The 16,040-nt window shown below is 38.4% G+C and carries 15 protein-coding genes; 5 read left to right on the forward strand and 10 right to left on the reverse strand.

Annotated elements, in window-relative coordinates; all coding sequences use genetic code 11:
* Positions 1–11: 11 nt before the first annotated feature.
* From bamA to lpxD, 3 genes are read left to right on the forward strand one after another with little or no spacing between them, the layout of a single operon-like run.
* Complete coding sequence (bamA, locus tag NEOC95_RS05955; protein WP_213152148.1) at positions 12–2,420, forward strand: outer membrane protein assembly factor BamA; 2,409 nt, start codon at positions 12–14, stop codon at positions 2,418–2,420.
* Positions 2,421–2,447: 27 nt separating this feature from the next.
* Complete coding sequence (locus tag NEOC95_RS05960) at positions 2,448–3,044, forward strand: OmpH/Skp family outer membrane protein (RefSeq protein ID WP_166155313.1); 597 nt, start codon at positions 2,448–2,450, stop codon at positions 3,042–3,044.
* Positions 3,045–3,061: 17 nt separating this feature from the next.
* The gene (lpxD, locus tag NEOC95_RS05965) at positions 3,062–4,120 is read left to right on the forward strand and encodes a UDP-3-O-(3-hydroxymyristoyl)glucosamine N-acyltransferase (RefSeq protein WP_213152149.1); all 1,059 of its coding nucleotides are present in this window, start codon (positions 3,062–3,064) and stop codon (positions 4,118–4,120) included.
* Between the two features lie 416 nt (positions 4,121–4,536).
* Here lpxD and NEOC95_RS05970 read toward each other — a convergent pair whose 3' ends face one another.
* The 4 genes from NEOC95_RS05970 to NEOC95_RS09440 all read right to left on the reverse strand — a co-directional run bounded on the left by NEOC95_RS05970 (position 4,537) and on the right by NEOC95_RS09440 (position 8,237).
* Positions 4,537–6,621 (reverse strand): F-box/WD repeat-containing protein, encoded by a 2,085-nt coding sequence (locus NEOC95_RS05970; protein ID WP_166156485.1) that lies wholly within the window; start codon positions 6,619–6,621, stop codon positions 4,537–4,539.
* A 957-nt stretch (positions 6,622–7,578) separates the two neighbouring features.
* Positions 7,579–7,881, reverse strand: coding sequence for a helix-turn-helix domain-containing transcriptional regulator (locus NEOC95_RS05975; protein ID WP_213152150.1), 303 nt, complete (start codon positions 7,879–7,881; stop codon positions 7,579–7,581).
* Entirely contained in the window at positions 7,868–8,074 is a 207-nt protein-coding gene (locus NEOC95_RS09435; protein ID WP_349305255.1) for a type II toxin-antitoxin system RelE/ParE family toxin, read from the reverse strand. Before NEOC95_RS09435 ends, NEOC95_RS05975 begins: the two co-directional genes overlap by 14 nt.
* Positions 8,034–8,237, reverse strand: a complete 204-nt coding sequence (locus NEOC95_RS09440; RefSeq protein WP_249270191.1) for a type II toxin-antitoxin system RelE/ParE family toxin — start codon at positions 8,235–8,237, stop codon at positions 8,034–8,036. The genes NEOC95_RS09435 and NEOC95_RS09440 overlap by 41 nt, the downstream gene beginning before the upstream one ends.
* Positions 8,238–8,844: 607 nt before the next feature.
* Here NEOC95_RS09440 and NEOC95_RS05985 point away from each other — a divergent pair.
* Together NEOC95_RS05985 and NEOC95_RS05990 are read left to right on the forward strand one after the other, a co-directional pair.
* Complete coding sequence (locus NEOC95_RS05985) at positions 8,845–9,771, forward strand: ATP-grasp domain-containing protein (protein WP_213152151.1); 927 nt, start codon at positions 8,845–8,847, stop codon at positions 9,769–9,771.
* 247 nt (positions 9,772–10,018) lie between these two features.
* Positions 10,019–10,288 carry a hypothetical protein gene (locus NEOC95_RS05990; RefSeq protein WP_213152152.1) on the forward strand — a complete coding sequence of 90 codons (270 nt, stop codon included), beginning with the start codon at positions 10,019–10,021 and terminating at the stop codon, positions 10,286–10,288.
* A gap of 342 nt (positions 10,289–10,630) precedes the next feature.
* On the opposite strand, the gene NEOC95_RS05995 is transcribed toward NEOC95_RS05990, so the two are convergent.
* The 6 genes from NEOC95_RS05995 to NEOC95_RS06020 form a co-directional block, all read right to left on the reverse strand.
* Entirely contained in the window at positions 10,631–11,914 is a 1,284-nt protein-coding gene (locus tag NEOC95_RS05995) for a dicarboxylate/amino acid:cation symporter (protein WP_502710275.1), read from the reverse strand.
* A 207-nt stretch (positions 11,915–12,121) separates the two neighbouring features.
* Positions 12,122–12,799: a YggS family pyridoxal phosphate-dependent enzyme gene (locus tag NEOC95_RS06000; protein ID WP_213152153.1), complete on the reverse strand. Its 678-nt coding sequence runs from the start codon at positions 12,797–12,799 to the stop codon at positions 12,122–12,124.
* A gap of 2 nt (positions 12,800–12,801) precedes the next feature.
* Positions 12,802–13,365 (reverse strand): hypothetical protein, encoded by a 564-nt coding sequence (locus tag NEOC95_RS06005; RefSeq protein WP_213152154.1) that lies wholly within the window; start codon positions 13,363–13,365, stop codon positions 12,802–12,804.
* Positions 13,366–13,521: 156 nt separating this feature from the next.
* Complete coding sequence (floA, locus tag NEOC95_RS06010; protein WP_166156470.1) at positions 13,522–14,541, reverse strand: flotillin-like protein FloA; 1,020 nt, start codon at positions 14,539–14,541, stop codon at positions 13,522–13,524.
* A gap of 3 nt (positions 14,542–14,544) precedes the next feature.
* The gene (locus NEOC95_RS06015) at positions 14,545–15,006 is read right to left on the reverse strand and encodes an NfeD family protein (protein ID WP_213152155.1); all 462 of its coding nucleotides are present in this window, start codon (positions 15,004–15,006) and stop codon (positions 14,545–14,547) included.
* A gap of 165 nt (positions 15,007–15,171) precedes the next feature.
* Entirely contained in the window at positions 15,172–15,813 is a 642-nt protein-coding gene (locus NEOC95_RS06020) for an inorganic pyrophosphatase (protein ID WP_213152156.1), read from the reverse strand.
* Positions 15,814–16,040 lie beyond the last annotated feature (227 nt).

Here is a 16,040-nt window from a genome sequence, read left to right on the forward strand (position 1 = left end):
CAGAGGAATCTGTGATAAATAAATTAATACTTTTCCTTAATATAGGATTTTTGCTTTTAGTAAGCGGCTACTCATCAAATCTTTTCGGCCAGCCTACCCCATATGAAAATCAAAAAATTGAAAAAATTGAAATTCTTCTTCAAGGACCCTGCGACCATTTTGAAGAAGATGCTCTCCTTAACCGAATCAAAACACGGCAAGGAGATTTTTTTTCGCAAACTCACTTTGATAACGATCTTAAAATTCTTTCTCAAGATTATGACCGTGTTGAACCCCTTGTTGAAAGCTTAGCAGATAAGCTATATATTACCTTAAAAATATGGCCCAAGCCTATCATTCGCTCTATCAACTGGCAAGGTAACGAGCATATAAAAACTAAAAGGTTAAAACAAGAGCTAAAGGTACCTTGCTTTTCTGTTTTTGATCGTAAGAGCTTTAATCAAGCTTTCCACAAGCTAAAAGCTTACTATATTAAAAAAGGTTTTTTTGAAGCAGAGCTTACCTACGATATACAGCTGGATGCTACTACCAACGAAGTAGATATCAACATTTCCATCAATGAAGGGCGCTCGGGCTATATCAAAGAAATTGTATTTGTTAATTTTACCAACCATGAACAAGAAGAGATAAGTGAACAGCTTGTGACTAAAAAATATAATATATTTTTAAGTTGGCTAAGCAATGAAGGAACTTATAATGAAGAGGCGATGCAGCATGATCAAGCCACCATTCTTAACTATCTTCATAATCAAGGATATGCTGATGCGTCTGTCGATGTCAAAGTGGTAGAAGCTGCTCAAGAAAACCGTGTCGTTATCACAATTACTGCAAGTAAAGGACCTATTTATAAAGTAGGTCATATTACCATCGAGGGAAATCGTTTATTTAATACAGAAGAGATCTATCAGCGGTTAACTTTTTGTGAAGGAGGGATATTTTCTCCTGAGAAAATTCGTCAGAGTATAGAAAATATTACAAATCTCTATGGTCGTAAAGGTTATATTGACGCCATCATTGATCACGAACCTACTCTTTCCGAGAGTCAGGAACAAACCTATAACATTAAACTCACTATTGAAGAGGGCCAGCAGTTTCACGTCGGTTTGATTAAGGTATTTGGAAATTGCCAGACTCAAACTAAAGTTATTCTCCATGAAACCTTGATCATTCCTGGGGAAGTCTTTAATCTTGAAAAACTGAAGAAAACGGAAGAGCGTTTAGCCAACATCGGCTATTTTTCCCATGTAAACGTCTATGCTGTTAAATCAGAAGATTTTTATAGCTTAGGAGAAAATTATCGTGATGTTCATATTGAAGTTGAAGAAACAAGCACGGGGCACTTTGGTGCTTTCTTTGGATTTAGCACGGCGGAAAGCATTTTTGGAGGTTTTAATATCACCGAAAAAAACTTTAACTATAAAGGCTTAGGTCGTTTCTTTCAAGATGGCTATAAAGCCTTAAGAGGCGGCGGTGAATATGCCCATGCTACCGCTACCGTGGGCTCCAAAAGCCGTAGCTATGTTTTTTCTTGGACCAAACCATTTTTTAATGATACTCAATGGATTGTAGGATTTGAGCTAGAAAATTCTATCAATCGCTATATAGCCAAAGACTATGATATAAAAACTTATGGGGGAATGGTCAATGCTACCTATCAGTTAAATCAATTTATGAAATTGGGATGGCATTACCGCTTAAAACATACAGATATTCAAACATCGCATGGCTTGCTTTATGAAGAACAGTATAAATATGATGCCAAGCATGAAGGTGGGGCTTCGTTAGTTGAAGAATCACATAATGATGGGATGGTTTCAGCCACCGGATTAACATGGTCTTATGATTCTACTGATCACCCAGCCAAGCCCACCCAAGGATTTAAATCCCGATTAGAATTGGAGATAGCTGGATTGGGCGGTAACTATCGTTTCTTTGGCGCTGCCTACACTAATAGCTGGTTTCACAAATTAGATAGGCGTAGTGTTTTAAAAATACGCATGGATTTCCGCTTCCTTTATCCATTTGGAGGGACGACTGCTAAAAAAATGCCTCTTGACGAGCGGTTGTTTTTAGGTGGCGATAATATGATAAGAGGCTATCGTCCTTATAAACTGGGCCCACGTTTCATTGAAGGAGATCCACGGGGTGGGATGTCCATGGAAATTTATTCGATAGAAGCTTCTCGGCGGTTCATGAAAAACCTGGAAGGTTTTATTTTCTGTGATGCCGGTCATCTTTCCTTTGCCACTTTTGATTTTGGATTAAAAAAAGCACGTATTAGTACATCGGTTGGCTTAGGCATACGTTTTAAAATAGTCGAAAGCATTCCCCCTCTTACGATGGGTTATGGAATTCCTATCAATCCTAAAACACGCGGAGAGGTTAAAAGCTTCTTCATCAGCGTGGGCGGGCGTCTTTAAGATTTATTAAAACAAGGAGAAAATTTAATGAAAAAATTATCTAAAACAATCTTGCAAGCAGCCAGCGTAAGTTTCGCTTTAGTGGCCCTATGTCCAGCGGCAGTAGAAGCCTCTACAGTTAAAGCTGATCAAGGAATTAAAATGCGCCTGGTGAACTTTAAGACTTGCGTAGAGAAATCTAAACTAGGCAAACAAGAACAAGCCAACTTCGAAGCGCTCAAAAAGCAAATGGAAACCATGCTAGGCGAAAAAGAAAAAACATTGAATGAGATGGCCGATAAGCTTAATGATCCTGACTATCTTGACAGCCTCTCCCCTGAAGCAGAAACCGAACTTAAGCGTAAATTTAGAACCTTAAGCCAAGAAGCAAGCCAACAGCAGTCGCAATATTATCAAGCAATACAACAAGCTAATTATAAAATATTGGATAAGCTCGCTGATGTGATTACTCAAGCATCCGAAACCGTTGCTAAAAAGTATGGCTACCATATGGTGATGAACGAAGAGGGAGCTTACTATTATGATAAGGAATTAGATATTTCTGATGATATTGTGAGTGTGATGGATGAGCTTTTTGATAAAGAAGCTAAAGAGCCAAAGACACCCGCAGGATCCAATCAATAAAGTCATAAGAGAAATCGATGAATTCCTTAAAAACCTTCAAGCTGGCCCATATAGCAGCGATGACGCAATCAAAACTGATAGGCAATCCCGATTATGAAATTGAAGGGGTTGCCGATCTAGAAAGAGCAAGTGCCAAAGAGGCCTCTTTTCTAGAAAATCCCCGCTATGAGCAAGCGATGCAAACCTCGCATGCAGGCGTGATATTTGTTAATTCACATACTCCTTTGGCGGGTGATCGTAACTTTTTGATTAATGAAAATCCTTCTTTAGCATTTCAACAATTAATCGATGCTTTTTTTAAAGATAAAGGAGAGCTTACAGGTTTTACAGGAATTCATCCGACAGCGGTCATTCACGAAACGTGCCAAATTGGCGCTAATGTAAAAATTGGTCCCCATGCTGTTATAGATAAAGAAGCTAGAATAGATGACAACACCTTTATTGGGGCAGGAGCATACATAGGCCCCTATGTTACTATAGGAAAGGATTGCCTTATCCATCCTAAAGTTGTAATCCGTGAACGCTGTTCCCTAGGAGACAAAGTTATTCTACAACCAGGTGCTGTGATAGGAGCTTGTGGTTTCGGCTACATTACCAACAAAACTGGTGAACACATTAAATTGCAACAATTAGGTAAAGTAGAAATAGAAGATGAGGTAGAAATTGGGGCCAATACTACCATCGATCGATCACGCTTTGAAACCACTTACATTAAAAAAGGCTCTAAAATAGATAATCTTGTGCAAATTGGCCACAATGTCACGATAGGGGCTCATAATATTATTGTTGCGCAGACAGGAATTGCCGGCTCCACTAAAACTGGCCGTCATGTCGTGATGGGAGGTCAAGTAGCGGTAGCAGGACATCTTAAAATTGCCGATGAAGTGATGCTAGCCGGGCGTACAGGGGTGACCAAATCCCTTCCTACTTCTGGTAAGTATGGAGGGCTACCAGCCCAGCCTATCGAGATTCATAACCGTAATAGCGTTTTTCTCAACCATATAGAAAAATACATAAAAATAATTAAAGCTCTACAAGAAGAGATAAAAATTCTAAAAAACAACCTTTATAAGTAAATTTTAAGGGGAACCATTTACTTAAACAAAATTTAATTCCTATTCAATAAGAAGTGTGGCAAGGATCTCACACTTGACTCTTAGTTAATGCGAGCGATTTAGCATATACTCACTTACTTTTTTCATATGCAAACGGTAGGATGTTATAAACGCTATTTTGTTTAACTACTTTAAGTATTAGTTATACGCTTTCAAGCTACTTCTTATGTAATCCCGTACTTTATACAATTCCTCTCATTAAGTAGAGAGACAAATTTCAGAGGGTTAGGTATGCGGTCTTAGTTTTTTTAAAGCGTATTAAACCTTTAAACACGTCACACACACCATGGAAGAGCCAAATTATTGTAGCACTAGATGGGAAATTAGCTTAAACATTACTCTTTAAAATAAATGCTTGAAAATCTAGAAACCTTAACCTACTCCTCTTTTTTCCTTTTTTTCTGAGGAGAAGGCCAAAGATGCTCCCCTGCCGCTGAAACGTGGCTCCTGTCTTCTTGGCTTTTAGCACTTCTGGCTTTTCTTTTTTTAGATTCTTCTGTTACCAATTCTTCAGTTAGATTACTTGCTCCCTCTTCATTGTCTAGATTTATTGGAGATTCGGTGGGTTGAAAACTATCGCTTTTAGCAGGGAAAAAATTGAAAACTTTCATTCCAATCAATAATAGTCCCCCATTAGGAGAAAAGGATGCTGGCTCATATCCTCCGTGTCCTAAGTGTTTTCCCAAAGTGCGCAAGTATTCGCCTGTTTGAGCATCCAACAGTTGAACATCACATGGGTCAGAAATAACCAACCATTGGCTGTTTGGAGAAAAAAATGCTTGTTTGAAATCTCCAGGCTCTTCCAAATTTTTTAGACATTTCCCTGTGTGTGCATCCCAAAGGTGGATGGAGTCGATGAGATAAATAACTACCTTTTCACTATTTGAAGAAAAAAATATTTCTGTATCCCAATCTTCTTTTTCCCGTTTATCTAAAGTTTGTAGACATTCTCCTGTATTGGCATCCCACAGGCGAATGAGATCTATGGTATCGGCAATGATCCGCTGGTTATCGGGAGAAAAGAGGATTATTTCTGCGCATGCCCCTAGCTGATCATCTAAAGTTTTTAGCTTTTTTCCAGCTTTAGCATCCCAAAGGCAAAGAGACTGGCCATTCTCAACAATTAGGCGCTGACTATCTGAAGAGAAAGATATGCTGGAGGCATCCTCGCATTCATCCAAAGTGCAGACCCATTCTCTAGTTTTAACATCCCAAAGGCGAATGAATTCATAGTCGTCGATAACTATTTGCTGGCTATCTGGTGAAAAAGTTACTGAGTTTACCCTCCTGATTTCATCCCAAATATGTAAGCATGCCCCAGTGTTAGCATTCCAAAGGCTAATAGATTCATTACTATCGATAACTAGCGACTCGCTATCCGGAGAAAAAGATATTGTGGTGGACAGATTTTCTTTACCCGGTTTTTCCAAAGTGTGTAGACATTTCCCAGTTTTAGCATCCCAAAGGCTAACGGACTTAGAGCTATCGATAGCCAGCCACTTGCCATCCGGAGAAAAAGGTGTTCGTGACCCCCAATTTTTTGTTTCCCCTCTTTCTAAAGCCTGCAGACATTCTCCCGTTTTAGCATCCCAAAGGCGAATAAAGCTACCCCTGGTAACTAGCCGTTCTTTATTTGGAGAAAAGAATACTTCTGTGCCCAAGGGGTCTTCTTCTAAGGCTTTTAGACATTCTCCTGTGTTGGCATCCCACAGACTAGTGGACTTAGATCTATTAATAATTAGCCAATGGCTACCTGAAGAAAGAAATAGATCTCTACTCCAAGTAATTCCTTCCCAAACCTGTAGACATTTTCCTGTATTAGCATCCCAAAGGCTAACAATGTGACGAGCAATGTCCCCAGGAAAGGTAGGTAGGTCATTATTAAAAATAATTACATGCTTACCATTAGAAGAAAACATTGCTTGCGCGCCCTCTTTATGTCCTTTTTCCAATGCCATAGGGAGTAAATCGATAATTTGTGCACGATTAGCTTCTATATTGTATTGAGCCACAATTAGATCTTTGGGAGAGATTTTCATCTTGTCGGATATAGCAGATAAAGCAGGGTAAGTTTTTCCAAGTAAACATTTCCAAAGTGCAGTGTCTGCGCTTAATTCATACCAGCTCTTGCATACCTGCTGGCTAAAGCCAAGTTCTTTAACAGGCAAAAAGGAAAAAATTTTTAACAACATTTCGGAAGGGAGCGTATCTAGAGGGGATTCTTTTTCTGACGAGGAAACTTTGCTAGCTTTTTGGAAATAGAGCCTTTTCCATAAGTTACTTGCTTGAATCAGCTGCTTCCATTCTTGACAAACTCCCTCTGCTTGACATAGATCGGAAGCTCCCAAGTTTGAGAAAATCTTGATTGCAATCTCCGCATAGGTATTTGTTTCTTCTTTAAACCAAGAAAGAGTCTTAAATACAGGAAATAATACAGAGGGATTGGGAGGTAAAGGGTTCATTTGTTTAACCTCTCTTTATCTAAATTTTCATTTCGCTACCTTTTTATAAGCAAGGACTTGTAAATTTTTTCTCTATGTTCATTAACAATCATATTAAGGAAGGCTTAAAATAAATGCTATAAAAAATAATATCTCAACATTCAAGCATGATGAATGCTATGTGAAAAATAAAATGAATAAGCTTTAAATCGATCAAAGGCTATAGTCTTATTAGAGAATTTTATCTTATGTCTATCAGGAGGCTTTACCTCAAACTAAAAAAACAGCTATTGAGTATAAATGGATAAGCGTTAGCTCTCGTCATTTTTAATCCTACTTCCCAAGGAAAAAACAAAGCCTTTCATCAAAAGCTAGGTTTTCAAGTTACAATAGCTTAGCAGAACTTCCTTTGCGCCGTCGTGCTTCTCATTCCTCGAGCTAAATAAAAGGCAGCTGACCTCTACAGCGAGGCCGGCGTAGAAATAGCAGCCCACAACTCCCCACAAACCAATGGCTACACGCCGGCCAAAACGACCAGGCCTCATAGGCATTACTCTTTTCTTGGCAGAGTGTGTAGGTCAAAGGATTATTAGAAAATAGATACTTCTTAAAGCGAATGATGTGCATAAAAATAGAAAGGCAGCATCTGATGCATGAGGAACTTCATATTCCATTCACGTTTTCTAGACGTATCTAGCAATGATGGCTTGTGGGTCATATAATTCTTATTTTAGTTCCCCTCGACGATATCCGTTGCCATTAGCACCTAATGAGATTAGGCGGTTAGATTGATGGCCATAGGCATTGATAATCTCATTAATGCGAGTTATCGGATAAGAAAACAACCTAAGGCTGCTTTAAATCATGCTTCAAACTATTCTTATTCGATAACTCGCGCTAATTATTCTCTTAAGGTATCGTCATGAGAAATTTTATTTTTAATGGAGATTGAAAAAGGTCGATGTCAATCATTATAGTCTAACTTAATCTCAAGTTCAATCCCATTGCTACACATAATGAGACAAGCGTGTGCCATTTAGGATTACCGGCTTCTGAAAGGGTTTTGTAGAGGCTTTCACGACCTACATGAGCTTTTTTAGCCAATGCGCCAACGCCGCCTTGAGCTTCTACGACGTTCCGTAAAGCCATTAAGAAAAGATGTTGGGATTCCTCATCACCTTTAAGACTTTCTGCTAGTGCAGCATTTAGGTATGCAACAGCTTCATCGTGATCTTTTAAGTGCTGGAGCAGAAATTCTTGATATTTTTTACTTCTTGCCATGATCTAACTCTCTTGATTGATAATCTTTCAAATCCTCTTTTGCTTTAGCTATATCCCTTTCTTGGGAGTTTTTATCACCACCACAAAGAAGCAAAATGACTTTATTCCCAATCTTTCCGTAATAAATTCTAATCCCGGGTCCATAATGAACCTTAAAGCTCGCAAACCCCCTCTGGTAAGGTTTTGCAATCACCGAAGTTTCCAAGCCTTAAGTGATCAAACCATGCCAGGATTTTGGCCCGTGTATGGATTTCTTTGATACCCTTGATCCAGATCTCAAAGGGTCGCTTACCATTTGCTGTTTCGTATAATTCGATTTCTATTCCTTCATCCTTATTGTATCTTATGGGATACATTTTTCAAGTATTTTTTAAGCAACTAATGCAGATTAGGACCTTTTTATGCAAGTTTTTGATCAAATTGTTCTTACCTCACCTTGCCAATACTTTTTAGCGATCTGCCTGCATAAAATCCTTTTTTGCATAATATCTCTATCGTATCTTACGGGATACATTTTTCAAGAATTTTTTAAGCAACTAATGCGGATTAGTACCTTTTTACGCAAGTTTTTGATCAAATTCTTCTTACCTCACCTTTCTAGTACTTTTTGGCAATCTGCCTGCATAAAATCCTTTTTTGCCTATCCACACTCACCCTTTTCTATTGTCTCTTTAAAATAAAACGCAGCACAATCAATAAATTAATAAATAAAAATATCAAAGCAACAATACTGCTTTGAGAGAGGCAGCTCTATACACTCGGTCATAAGATTTAGGATGGATAAGTTAAGCTCTCTCCCAGCACCTTGGTTCGGATATGAATGATTAATTTATTTTCCTAAGGATAGCCAGCCTTAATTTAAGACTCGCTATAAAAAAATTTTTAAATGGAAAAACAAACTATCATTGCTTACAATCTTTTTAGCTTCCTGCCTTAGATAAAAATTTATAAATTGAGGAATGTATGATTTTAACGACTCTCTTAGCTAGCCTTGCTTTGCTCACAAGTAACAATTGCTCCGAAACAAAAGAAGATGATAATTTATTAATAAGAGCCTTGCAAAAACAGCAAATAGATGCTCGCTCAGTGATTTGGGATGATCCTCAAAACAATTGGAAAGACTATCAAGCGGCGCTAGTTTTTTCTACTTGGGACTATCATACCGCTAAGTTTAATTTTTTCTTGCAAACCTTAAGTGATATTGAAAAACAAGGAATCCCTCTTTTTAACCCCCTTAACACTATTCGCTGGAATGCTTCAAAAGTTTATTTAGAAAAGCTAGCAGAGAAAGGAGTTAAGGTCATTGATAGTATTTACTTATCTTCTAAAGATCTAAAAAGCTTACCCGATCTTTTAAAAAAATATGGATGGGAAGAATGCGTGATAAAACCTAGTATTTCTGCTAGTGGAGATCACACTTTTAGATTTAATTCTTCTACTGTTCAAAAAATGCAAGATCACTTTAAAGATTATCCTTATGACTTAATTATCCAACCTTTCATGCAAGAGATCATGACAGAAGGTGAATGGTCTTTTATTTTCTTTGAAAAAGAATTTATTCATTGTGTGTTAAAAAAACCGGCAGATGGGCAATTTTTGGTGCAAAGTGCACATGGAGGCTCCGTTCAACCAGTTACCCCACCTACTTGGATGATCAACGAAGTCAAAAAGGTTCTCCTCGCTACTGAACAACCTTATTTACATGCTAGAGTAGACGTGATCAAGAAAGGTTCTGCGCTAGTCGTGGTGGAAGTAGAAATGATCGAGCCCTCACTTTTCCTTAGCTATTTTCCTGGCTCTGCCGATAAGTTGGCTCAAAAAATTAAAGAGAGGCTTTCAGCTAGCTTAACACCCCTTGAACCTCGGGCCAAAGGAAAGGCTTCTTTGTAACCCTGCATTAAGAAACAAGCGGAGTGACTGGACTCAATCTAAAGGAGAGATGGCAGCTATCCGCTTGCTTGCAACTATTAATATTTGTAAGATAAATCCTCTTTTAAAAAAGTCCCCCACGCTATCGAGGCTTTAAGCAATCAATTTCCTAAGCCCAAGATCGAAATATGGTTTGAGGATAAAGCAAAGCTAGGGGCTCCCGCCCAACTGTCGTCAGGTAGCAGCGAAAAAAGGAAAGCGACCAAAAGTGCTTAAGCCAATAACCTATCCTACCCTCTATATAGCAACAGCTATATGCCCAGCTTTAGGAAAAGCAGAAGGACTCATTCTTCTTTTTTTAAATAGCAAAGCCATTGAGAATCTTCTCGAACAGATTAATCAATCCCTGCCAGCTTCTTCGCATGCCTTGCTGATTTTGGATCAAGCCCGCTATCACGTTTGTGAAAAGCTTAGGATTCCTCCTAAGGTTCACCTTTTCTTCTTATCTCCTCCTTGCCCTAAAGCTCCCTCCTCTTAAAAAAAACTAGGACCTTATAGGCGTAGTCTTTTTCGGTCTAATCACGTCTATCAGGCTTACAAAGAACTAAAAAAAGGAGGAGTACTTCTTGGAAGAATGTTTGCCTAGCAAGAAGAAAAAATTAAAAAAACTGATGCGCCTTTCCTTTTATCTAAAGATTGAGCTAAAAGCTTTAAGGAAGGCTCTAAGAACTGCCAAGTTTCCTAGAGCTACGTGTAATACGCTTTTAAGCTACTCCTTATGTAATCCTATAATTCATAAAATCCCTTTCGTTAAGCAGAGAGGCATCTTTTAGAGGGTTGGGCACACAGACTAAGTTTTTTAAAAGCGTATAACTTTGATTTAAACACTTAGAGGAGATTCATTAGCGCTAGGAGAAGCGGCAGTATGGGGAGAAACTTCACTGTCAACGATGGTGGCCACACATGAGTCCGACCAAACATTCAGAGCTGTTTCCACCATATCAATGAGAGTGTAAAAAGGTAAAATCACTCCTAATACGTTAAGAGGAACATTTAAAGTAGCTAGAAAAGCGCTCGAAAGAAAATAGCAGCCCATGGGGACCCCTGCATTTCCTACAGCAGCGATAGTAGCCAGGAAAACCCATAGAATCATTTCTAAAGGTGTATAACTCATCCCATTGCTCATAGAGACAAAAAGAACGGTAGTAAGGATGAAAGCAGCACAACCGTTCATGTTGATAGTCGTACAAAGGGGAAAAGCAAAGCTAGCTACACGACGAGAAACTCCCACTCTTTCTTCGGCGCATTTCATAGCCATCGGTAAGGCGGCATTGGAAGATTTGGTGAAGAAGGCAATAGATAGAGCTGGCCACATGCCTTTCACAGTCCCTAAAGGAGAAATTTTTTTAAACTTTAAAAGGAGGGGCAATACAATGATCCCTTGTACCAGGTTAGCTAAAATGACTACGGCTAAATAGAGAGCCAAACTTTCGATTTCTAAGCCTTCATGTAAATCACGCATGAAAAGGGTAATGAAAGCCCAGATGGCCAAAGGCATGAGCTTGATGATCCAAGTGGTCATCTTCATCATTGCAGCATAGAGACTCGAGAAAAAAGCATGTAAAATATGGCGATTTTCCGCCGGCAGAGCAATGATGGAAAGGCTGAATAAAAGAGCAATAAATAGTACGCCTATAACATTGTTGTCATTAAAAGGCTTGATAACATTGGAGGGAATAATTTGTTGGAGGTAATGTACATAACTTCCCTGTTTTTCAATCGTGGCTACCGATTCAAGATTTATTTCCTGAAGATGAGGGCGCACAGGATCTATAGCTACAAATAAAATCAAAGCAATAGAAGCCGCAATAACCGTGGTTAATAATGTATATTTTAAGACTTTTTGACCCAAAATTTTTAGCTCACGCGCACTTTCCATTCCTGAAGAAGTGGAGACAATGGAAAGAAAAATGATAGGTAAACTGACCAATTTAAGGAGATTAATGAATACAGCTGAGAAGCTTTCGGCCACGCTATATATCCTCTCATTATGCAGGTACCCAGCTATTAGGCCACAGCAAACAGCTACCAAAAGTAAAAAAGTGTTATTCACACGCATAAATTTATTCAGCAGAGCATTCATAAAAACCCTATCTATAGGCATAAAAAAGTAGAGAGAAGAATAAATTATTGGGACATATATAGCACGACTATTTTTAAGCAAAAATGCTAGCTTTTCTTCCTATCTAATCAAGAGGGAGGATAGAATATCCGAGCTGGATAAATCTAGAAAAGTTGATGATCGAGGGCTGCTGCTCCAGCTCAAGTTTATCTAAAGCTGGCAAATAATTGAAAAAAAGAGGAAAAGAATTCAATGCCAAATCTTTGAGCCTATACGTAGTAGAGTGGCTCCCTCGCGAATGGCTAACTTAAAATCTTGAGACATTCCCATGGATAAATGGGGTAATTGATTAAAAGGTTTATAATTTTTTAACAAAGATTCTTTTAACCCACGCAGTCTTTCAAAACTTTTAGCTATAATTTTTTCATTATCGGTCAAAGGAGCCATCGTCATTAACCCTTGCACCTCCAGGTGGGGCAAAGAAAGAAAATCATTAAAATTTTGATAGCACTCCTCGTAACTCATCCCCTGCTTAGATTGTTCTTGAGAAGTGTTTACTTGAAGTAAAATAGCTGTAGTTAAATTTAATTGCTTGGATACCTCTGCTATTTTACTAGCTAATTCTAAAGAATCTACCGAATGAATTAAAACAAAAGGGCCCACCGCTTTGCGCACTTTATTTTTTTGCAAAGGTCCAATAAAGTGCCACTGGCACTCCTGAGGAGCTTGTTTAATCTTAGAGAGAGCTTCTTGGATTCTATTCTCTCCAAAATTTTGGCACCCTTCTTTATAAAGGGAAGAAATAGATTCCCAAGGTTGCTTTTTAGTGACAGCAATCAGTTTAATCTCTTCTATCTTTCTATTACAGGCGTTGGCTGTTTCCGCAATTTCTTGTTGTAAGGCTCGGTAATTATCGAGGATTGACATAGTTAAAATCTAAAACCCTTAGGAGGATTTAAAACCTCGTGAATGAGGATAAGATCTTTTTTAGTAGGAAGATGATGAATTAAACTTTTAACACGAGAAGAGCGCTTATAAATCAAAGGAGGAGCAGACTTATTTTCCCGGAAGCCTTGGCTTAAGAGATGGTCGCCATAATCCCCTTCATATTTATTTTTACTATTCATATTAAATTGGCGTTCTTCAATCTGATTGCGCACCTGAAAGCCATCTAAATTGGATTTAAATTTATTTTCCTCTCTAAAAGCTTTCTTTTTGTGAGCAGGTTGATGATAGATGGTTTTTTTCTTATACTCGGGGGGTAGGCTCATGGGCTTTAAGTTTTTGGGAGGGTGGTGAGTAAAATTTTTGCTTTTCTCCATATCAGCATTTAAGGAATGAAGAAAATCGTGCAATCTTTCAGCTTGTAAGGGGTCATCATCTTGGATGCTTGCAAGTTTTTTAGATCTTTTATTAGGCTGAACAAGCTTAATGAGCATATAAAGCATGGCTGCTACGCTTACTAAAAAACCTATCGTATCGATAATATGCATTTTAATTTTCCCTATACAAAGTTGTTAATAGGATGGCTGAGAGCAAAGCTTTCTTAAAATTTTTATTATTTCCTCTACAAGCTTACTTTTACACCTGAAAGCAGCTTGAAGGCCTTATTTTTTATTAGCTTAGCTAAGGCCTATCAAGCTTCTGGCCTATTTTTTTCGATCGTCACTTTCTTCGGCGATAGATTTACGCATTTTGGTATCGGCAAGAATATTTTCATAACGGGTAAAATCCATAATGCCTATGTGCCCTGAGCGAAAAGATTCGGCAATTGCCATAGGAATAGAAGACTGAGCCTCAATTAACTTAGCCTCCATGTCTTTAACCTTAGCCATATTTTCTTGTTCCATCGCAGCGGCCATTGCTCGCCTTTTTTCTGCTTCAGCTTGGAAGATACGTTTATCGGATTCCGCTTTATCAGCACGCAGCTTGGCACCGATATTTTCGCCTAAGTTCATTTCCACAATATCAATAGAAAGAATAACAAAAGCAGTAGAAGAATCAAGTCCTTTTTCCAAAACAACCTGCGAAATTTTATGAGGAGATTCAAGCACATGTAAATGTGTTTCAGAACTACCAATAGCGGTCACAATCCCTTCACCCACGCGAGCGATAATCGTCTCTTCAGTAGCGCCGCCTACTAATTGCGCAATATTTGTTCTTACAGTTACACGAGCGCGGACATTGATTTGAATGCCATCTTTAGCTACTCCTGTGATGTAGCCACCATGGCTAGGGCAGTCAATTACTTTGGGATTTACCGAGGTCTGTACCGCATCACGAAGGTCTCTTCCTGCCAAATCAATCGCTGTAGCACGGCGCCAATCGAGCTGAATATTGGCTTTATCTGCAGCTATAAGAGCTGTAGCCACCTCAGAGACATGGCCGCCAGCTAGGTAGTGTGTTTCCAAGTCTGAGACAGTCACTTGCTTTAGCCCAGCTTTAAACAGATTAATGCGCGCGTTGACGATGACTCGTAGAGGAATTTTACGCAAACTCATACCGATTAAGTTAAATAAAGGGATCGGAGTACCCGACACAAAAGCTTGGAACCAAAAACTAAGAAACTTTCCTAGCATGCTTAAAATAATAAGGGAAGCCAATGCAAGAACAATCAGTAAAAAATATAATTCTGAGCTTAAATGCAAGGCCAATAGTTGATGAGTCATGTTTTATTCCTTTCTAACAATTAAATTAGATTCATTGCCGCTAATCACAAGAACTTTAGTCCCTTTAGCTAGATAACCTTCCTGAGAAATAGCTGGTTGCTGTTTTCCTTCTACGATAATAAATCCCCCAGGTTTTAAATCTGTCAACACTACTGCTGACTTGCCTATAGTGGAAGCATCATAATCGACAGCACGATAACCATCTTGGGTATCTGCAGAGTAAATGCTATGCTGAGGCTTTTCGGTACGAATGCGCCAGAGAACAAATTTAATTAAAAAAGCAAGAGCCACGCCACTCCCCATCACATATAAGATAAACAAGAGGAAAGATTCTGTTTGCCTAGCAAACATGCTAAAGCTGGCTAATATGCAAATACCTCCGATAATTCCCATTAGGGCACCTGGCAGATAAAACTCTATAAATATTAATATAAAACCTAGCACTAAAAAAATTAAAGGACTCATTAAGTTAGTTCCTTATTTGAAGAGTTAACCGTAGGGTTCATACTAGGAGTGCTCTTCGCTTTCACAATAACCATTCTTGCCACCTTTTTCAATAAAATTGCTCTTGATTGCCCTCTCATAGGATTCATTCTCTATACATACTTTTGCATGGGTATGACAACTATTTTACCAAAAATTTTCTGACTTGGAAGCAGATCCATATTTATCTTCATAGTCTTGAAGAGCGAGTTTAATCACATGATGGGCTTCTTTAACATCATAGATATGAGTAATTTGGACAGTGCTATACGTCCTTTCGGGTGAATCTTTATAGGTTAGAAAATAATGGCGTAGCCTTTCAATCAAGCTTGGCGAGCATTCATGAATATTTTGCAGGCTGCCATAAACCAAATCGTCTGCCATCACAGCAATAATTTTATCATCTGCCTCATTTCCATCAATTAATCGAAATCCACCAATAGGAATGGCTTTTAAAATAATGTCTCCCCTAGGAATAACTTTTTCGGTGAACACGCAGATATCCAAAGGATCTCCATCGCCTTCAATATTTTTAAGGCCAGTCTTTTGCATACAATAACTAGCTAAATGAGGGCCGCAATAGGTCTTAGGTAGCAATCCATATAAGCTGGGACACACACTTGAATACTTTTGAGGCCTATCGACTTTTAGGATCCCGGTTTCTTTATCAAGTTCGTATTTTATCGTATCCGTAGGCACGATTTCAATATAACAATTAACAATTTGAGGCATCAGAGGCCCTAAAGAAAGGCCATGCCAGGGATGAGAACGATAAATCATGTTTGCCATGCCAACTCCATACTTTTATACTTGATTTTACTCTATACCATGATAGATATTTAACCTGCTCCTTAAAAAATTGCTAGAGCAAAGCGTAAGGAGATTTCTTTGTGGCTGCTTTATAGTTTTAGAGCCGATTAATCATACATTTAGCTAAATCAAAGCCCCTCATGATTTGCTTCTTCAAAAAAACAAAAATTTCTTTTATATTGTTTGGAAACTAGTCATTGCACTAT

The sequence above is a fragment of the Neochlamydia sp. AcF95 genome (genome assembly GCF_018342455.1).
Taxonomy (GTDB): domain Bacteria; phylum Chlamydiota; class Chlamydiia; order Chlamydiales; family Parachlamydiaceae; genus Neochlamydia.

What these genes read in the sequence shown, in the direction of transcription:
- NEOC95_RS05960 (WP_166155313.1), top strand. Translation starts at nt 2,448, where the DNA reads ATGAAAAAATTATCTAAAACAATCTTGCAAGCAGCCAGCGTAAGTTTC.
- lpxD (WP_213152149.1), top strand. Translation starts at nt 3,062, where the DNA reads ATGAATTCCTTAAAAACCTTCAAGCTGGCCCATATAGCAGCGATGACG.
- NEOC95_RS05970 (WP_166156485.1), bottom strand. Translation starts at nt 6,621, where the DNA reads ATGAACCCTTTACCTCCCAATCCCTCTGTATTATTTCCTGTATTTAAG.
- NEOC95_RS05975 (WP_213152150.1), bottom strand. Translation starts at nt 7,881, where the DNA reads ATGGCAAGAAGTAAAAAATATCAAGAATTTCTGCTCCAGCACTTAAAA.
- NEOC95_RS09440 (WP_249270191.1), bottom strand. Translation starts at nt 8,237, where the DNA reads ATGTATCCCATAAGATACAATAAGGATGAAGGAATAGAAATCGAATTA.
- NEOC95_RS05985 (WP_213152151.1), top strand. Translation starts at nt 8,845, where the DNA reads ATGATTTTAACGACTCTCTTAGCTAGCCTTGCTTTGCTCACAAGTAAC.
- NEOC95_RS05995 (WP_502710275.1), bottom strand. Translation starts at nt 11,914, where the DNA reads ATGCCTATAGATAGGGTTTTTATGAATGCTCTGCTGAATAAATTTATG.
- NEOC95_RS06000 (WP_213152153.1), bottom strand. Translation starts at nt 12,799, where the DNA reads ATGTCAATCCTCGATAATTACCGAGCCTTACAACAAGAAATTGCGGAA.
- NEOC95_RS06005 (WP_213152154.1), bottom strand. Translation starts at nt 13,365, where the DNA reads ATGCATATTATCGATACGATAGGTTTTTTAGTAAGCGTAGCAGCCATG.
- floA (WP_166156470.1), bottom strand. Translation starts at nt 14,541, where the DNA reads ATGACTCATCAACTATTGGCCTTGCATTTAAGCTCAGAATTATATTTT.
- NEOC95_RS06015 (WP_213152155.1), bottom strand. Translation starts at nt 15,006, where the DNA reads ATGAGTCCTTTAATTTTTTTAGTGCTAGGTTTTATATTAATATTTATA.
- NEOC95_RS06020 (WP_213152156.1), bottom strand. Translation starts at nt 15,813, where the DNA reads ATGGCAAACATGATTTATCGTTCTCATCCCTGGCATGGCCTTTCTTTA.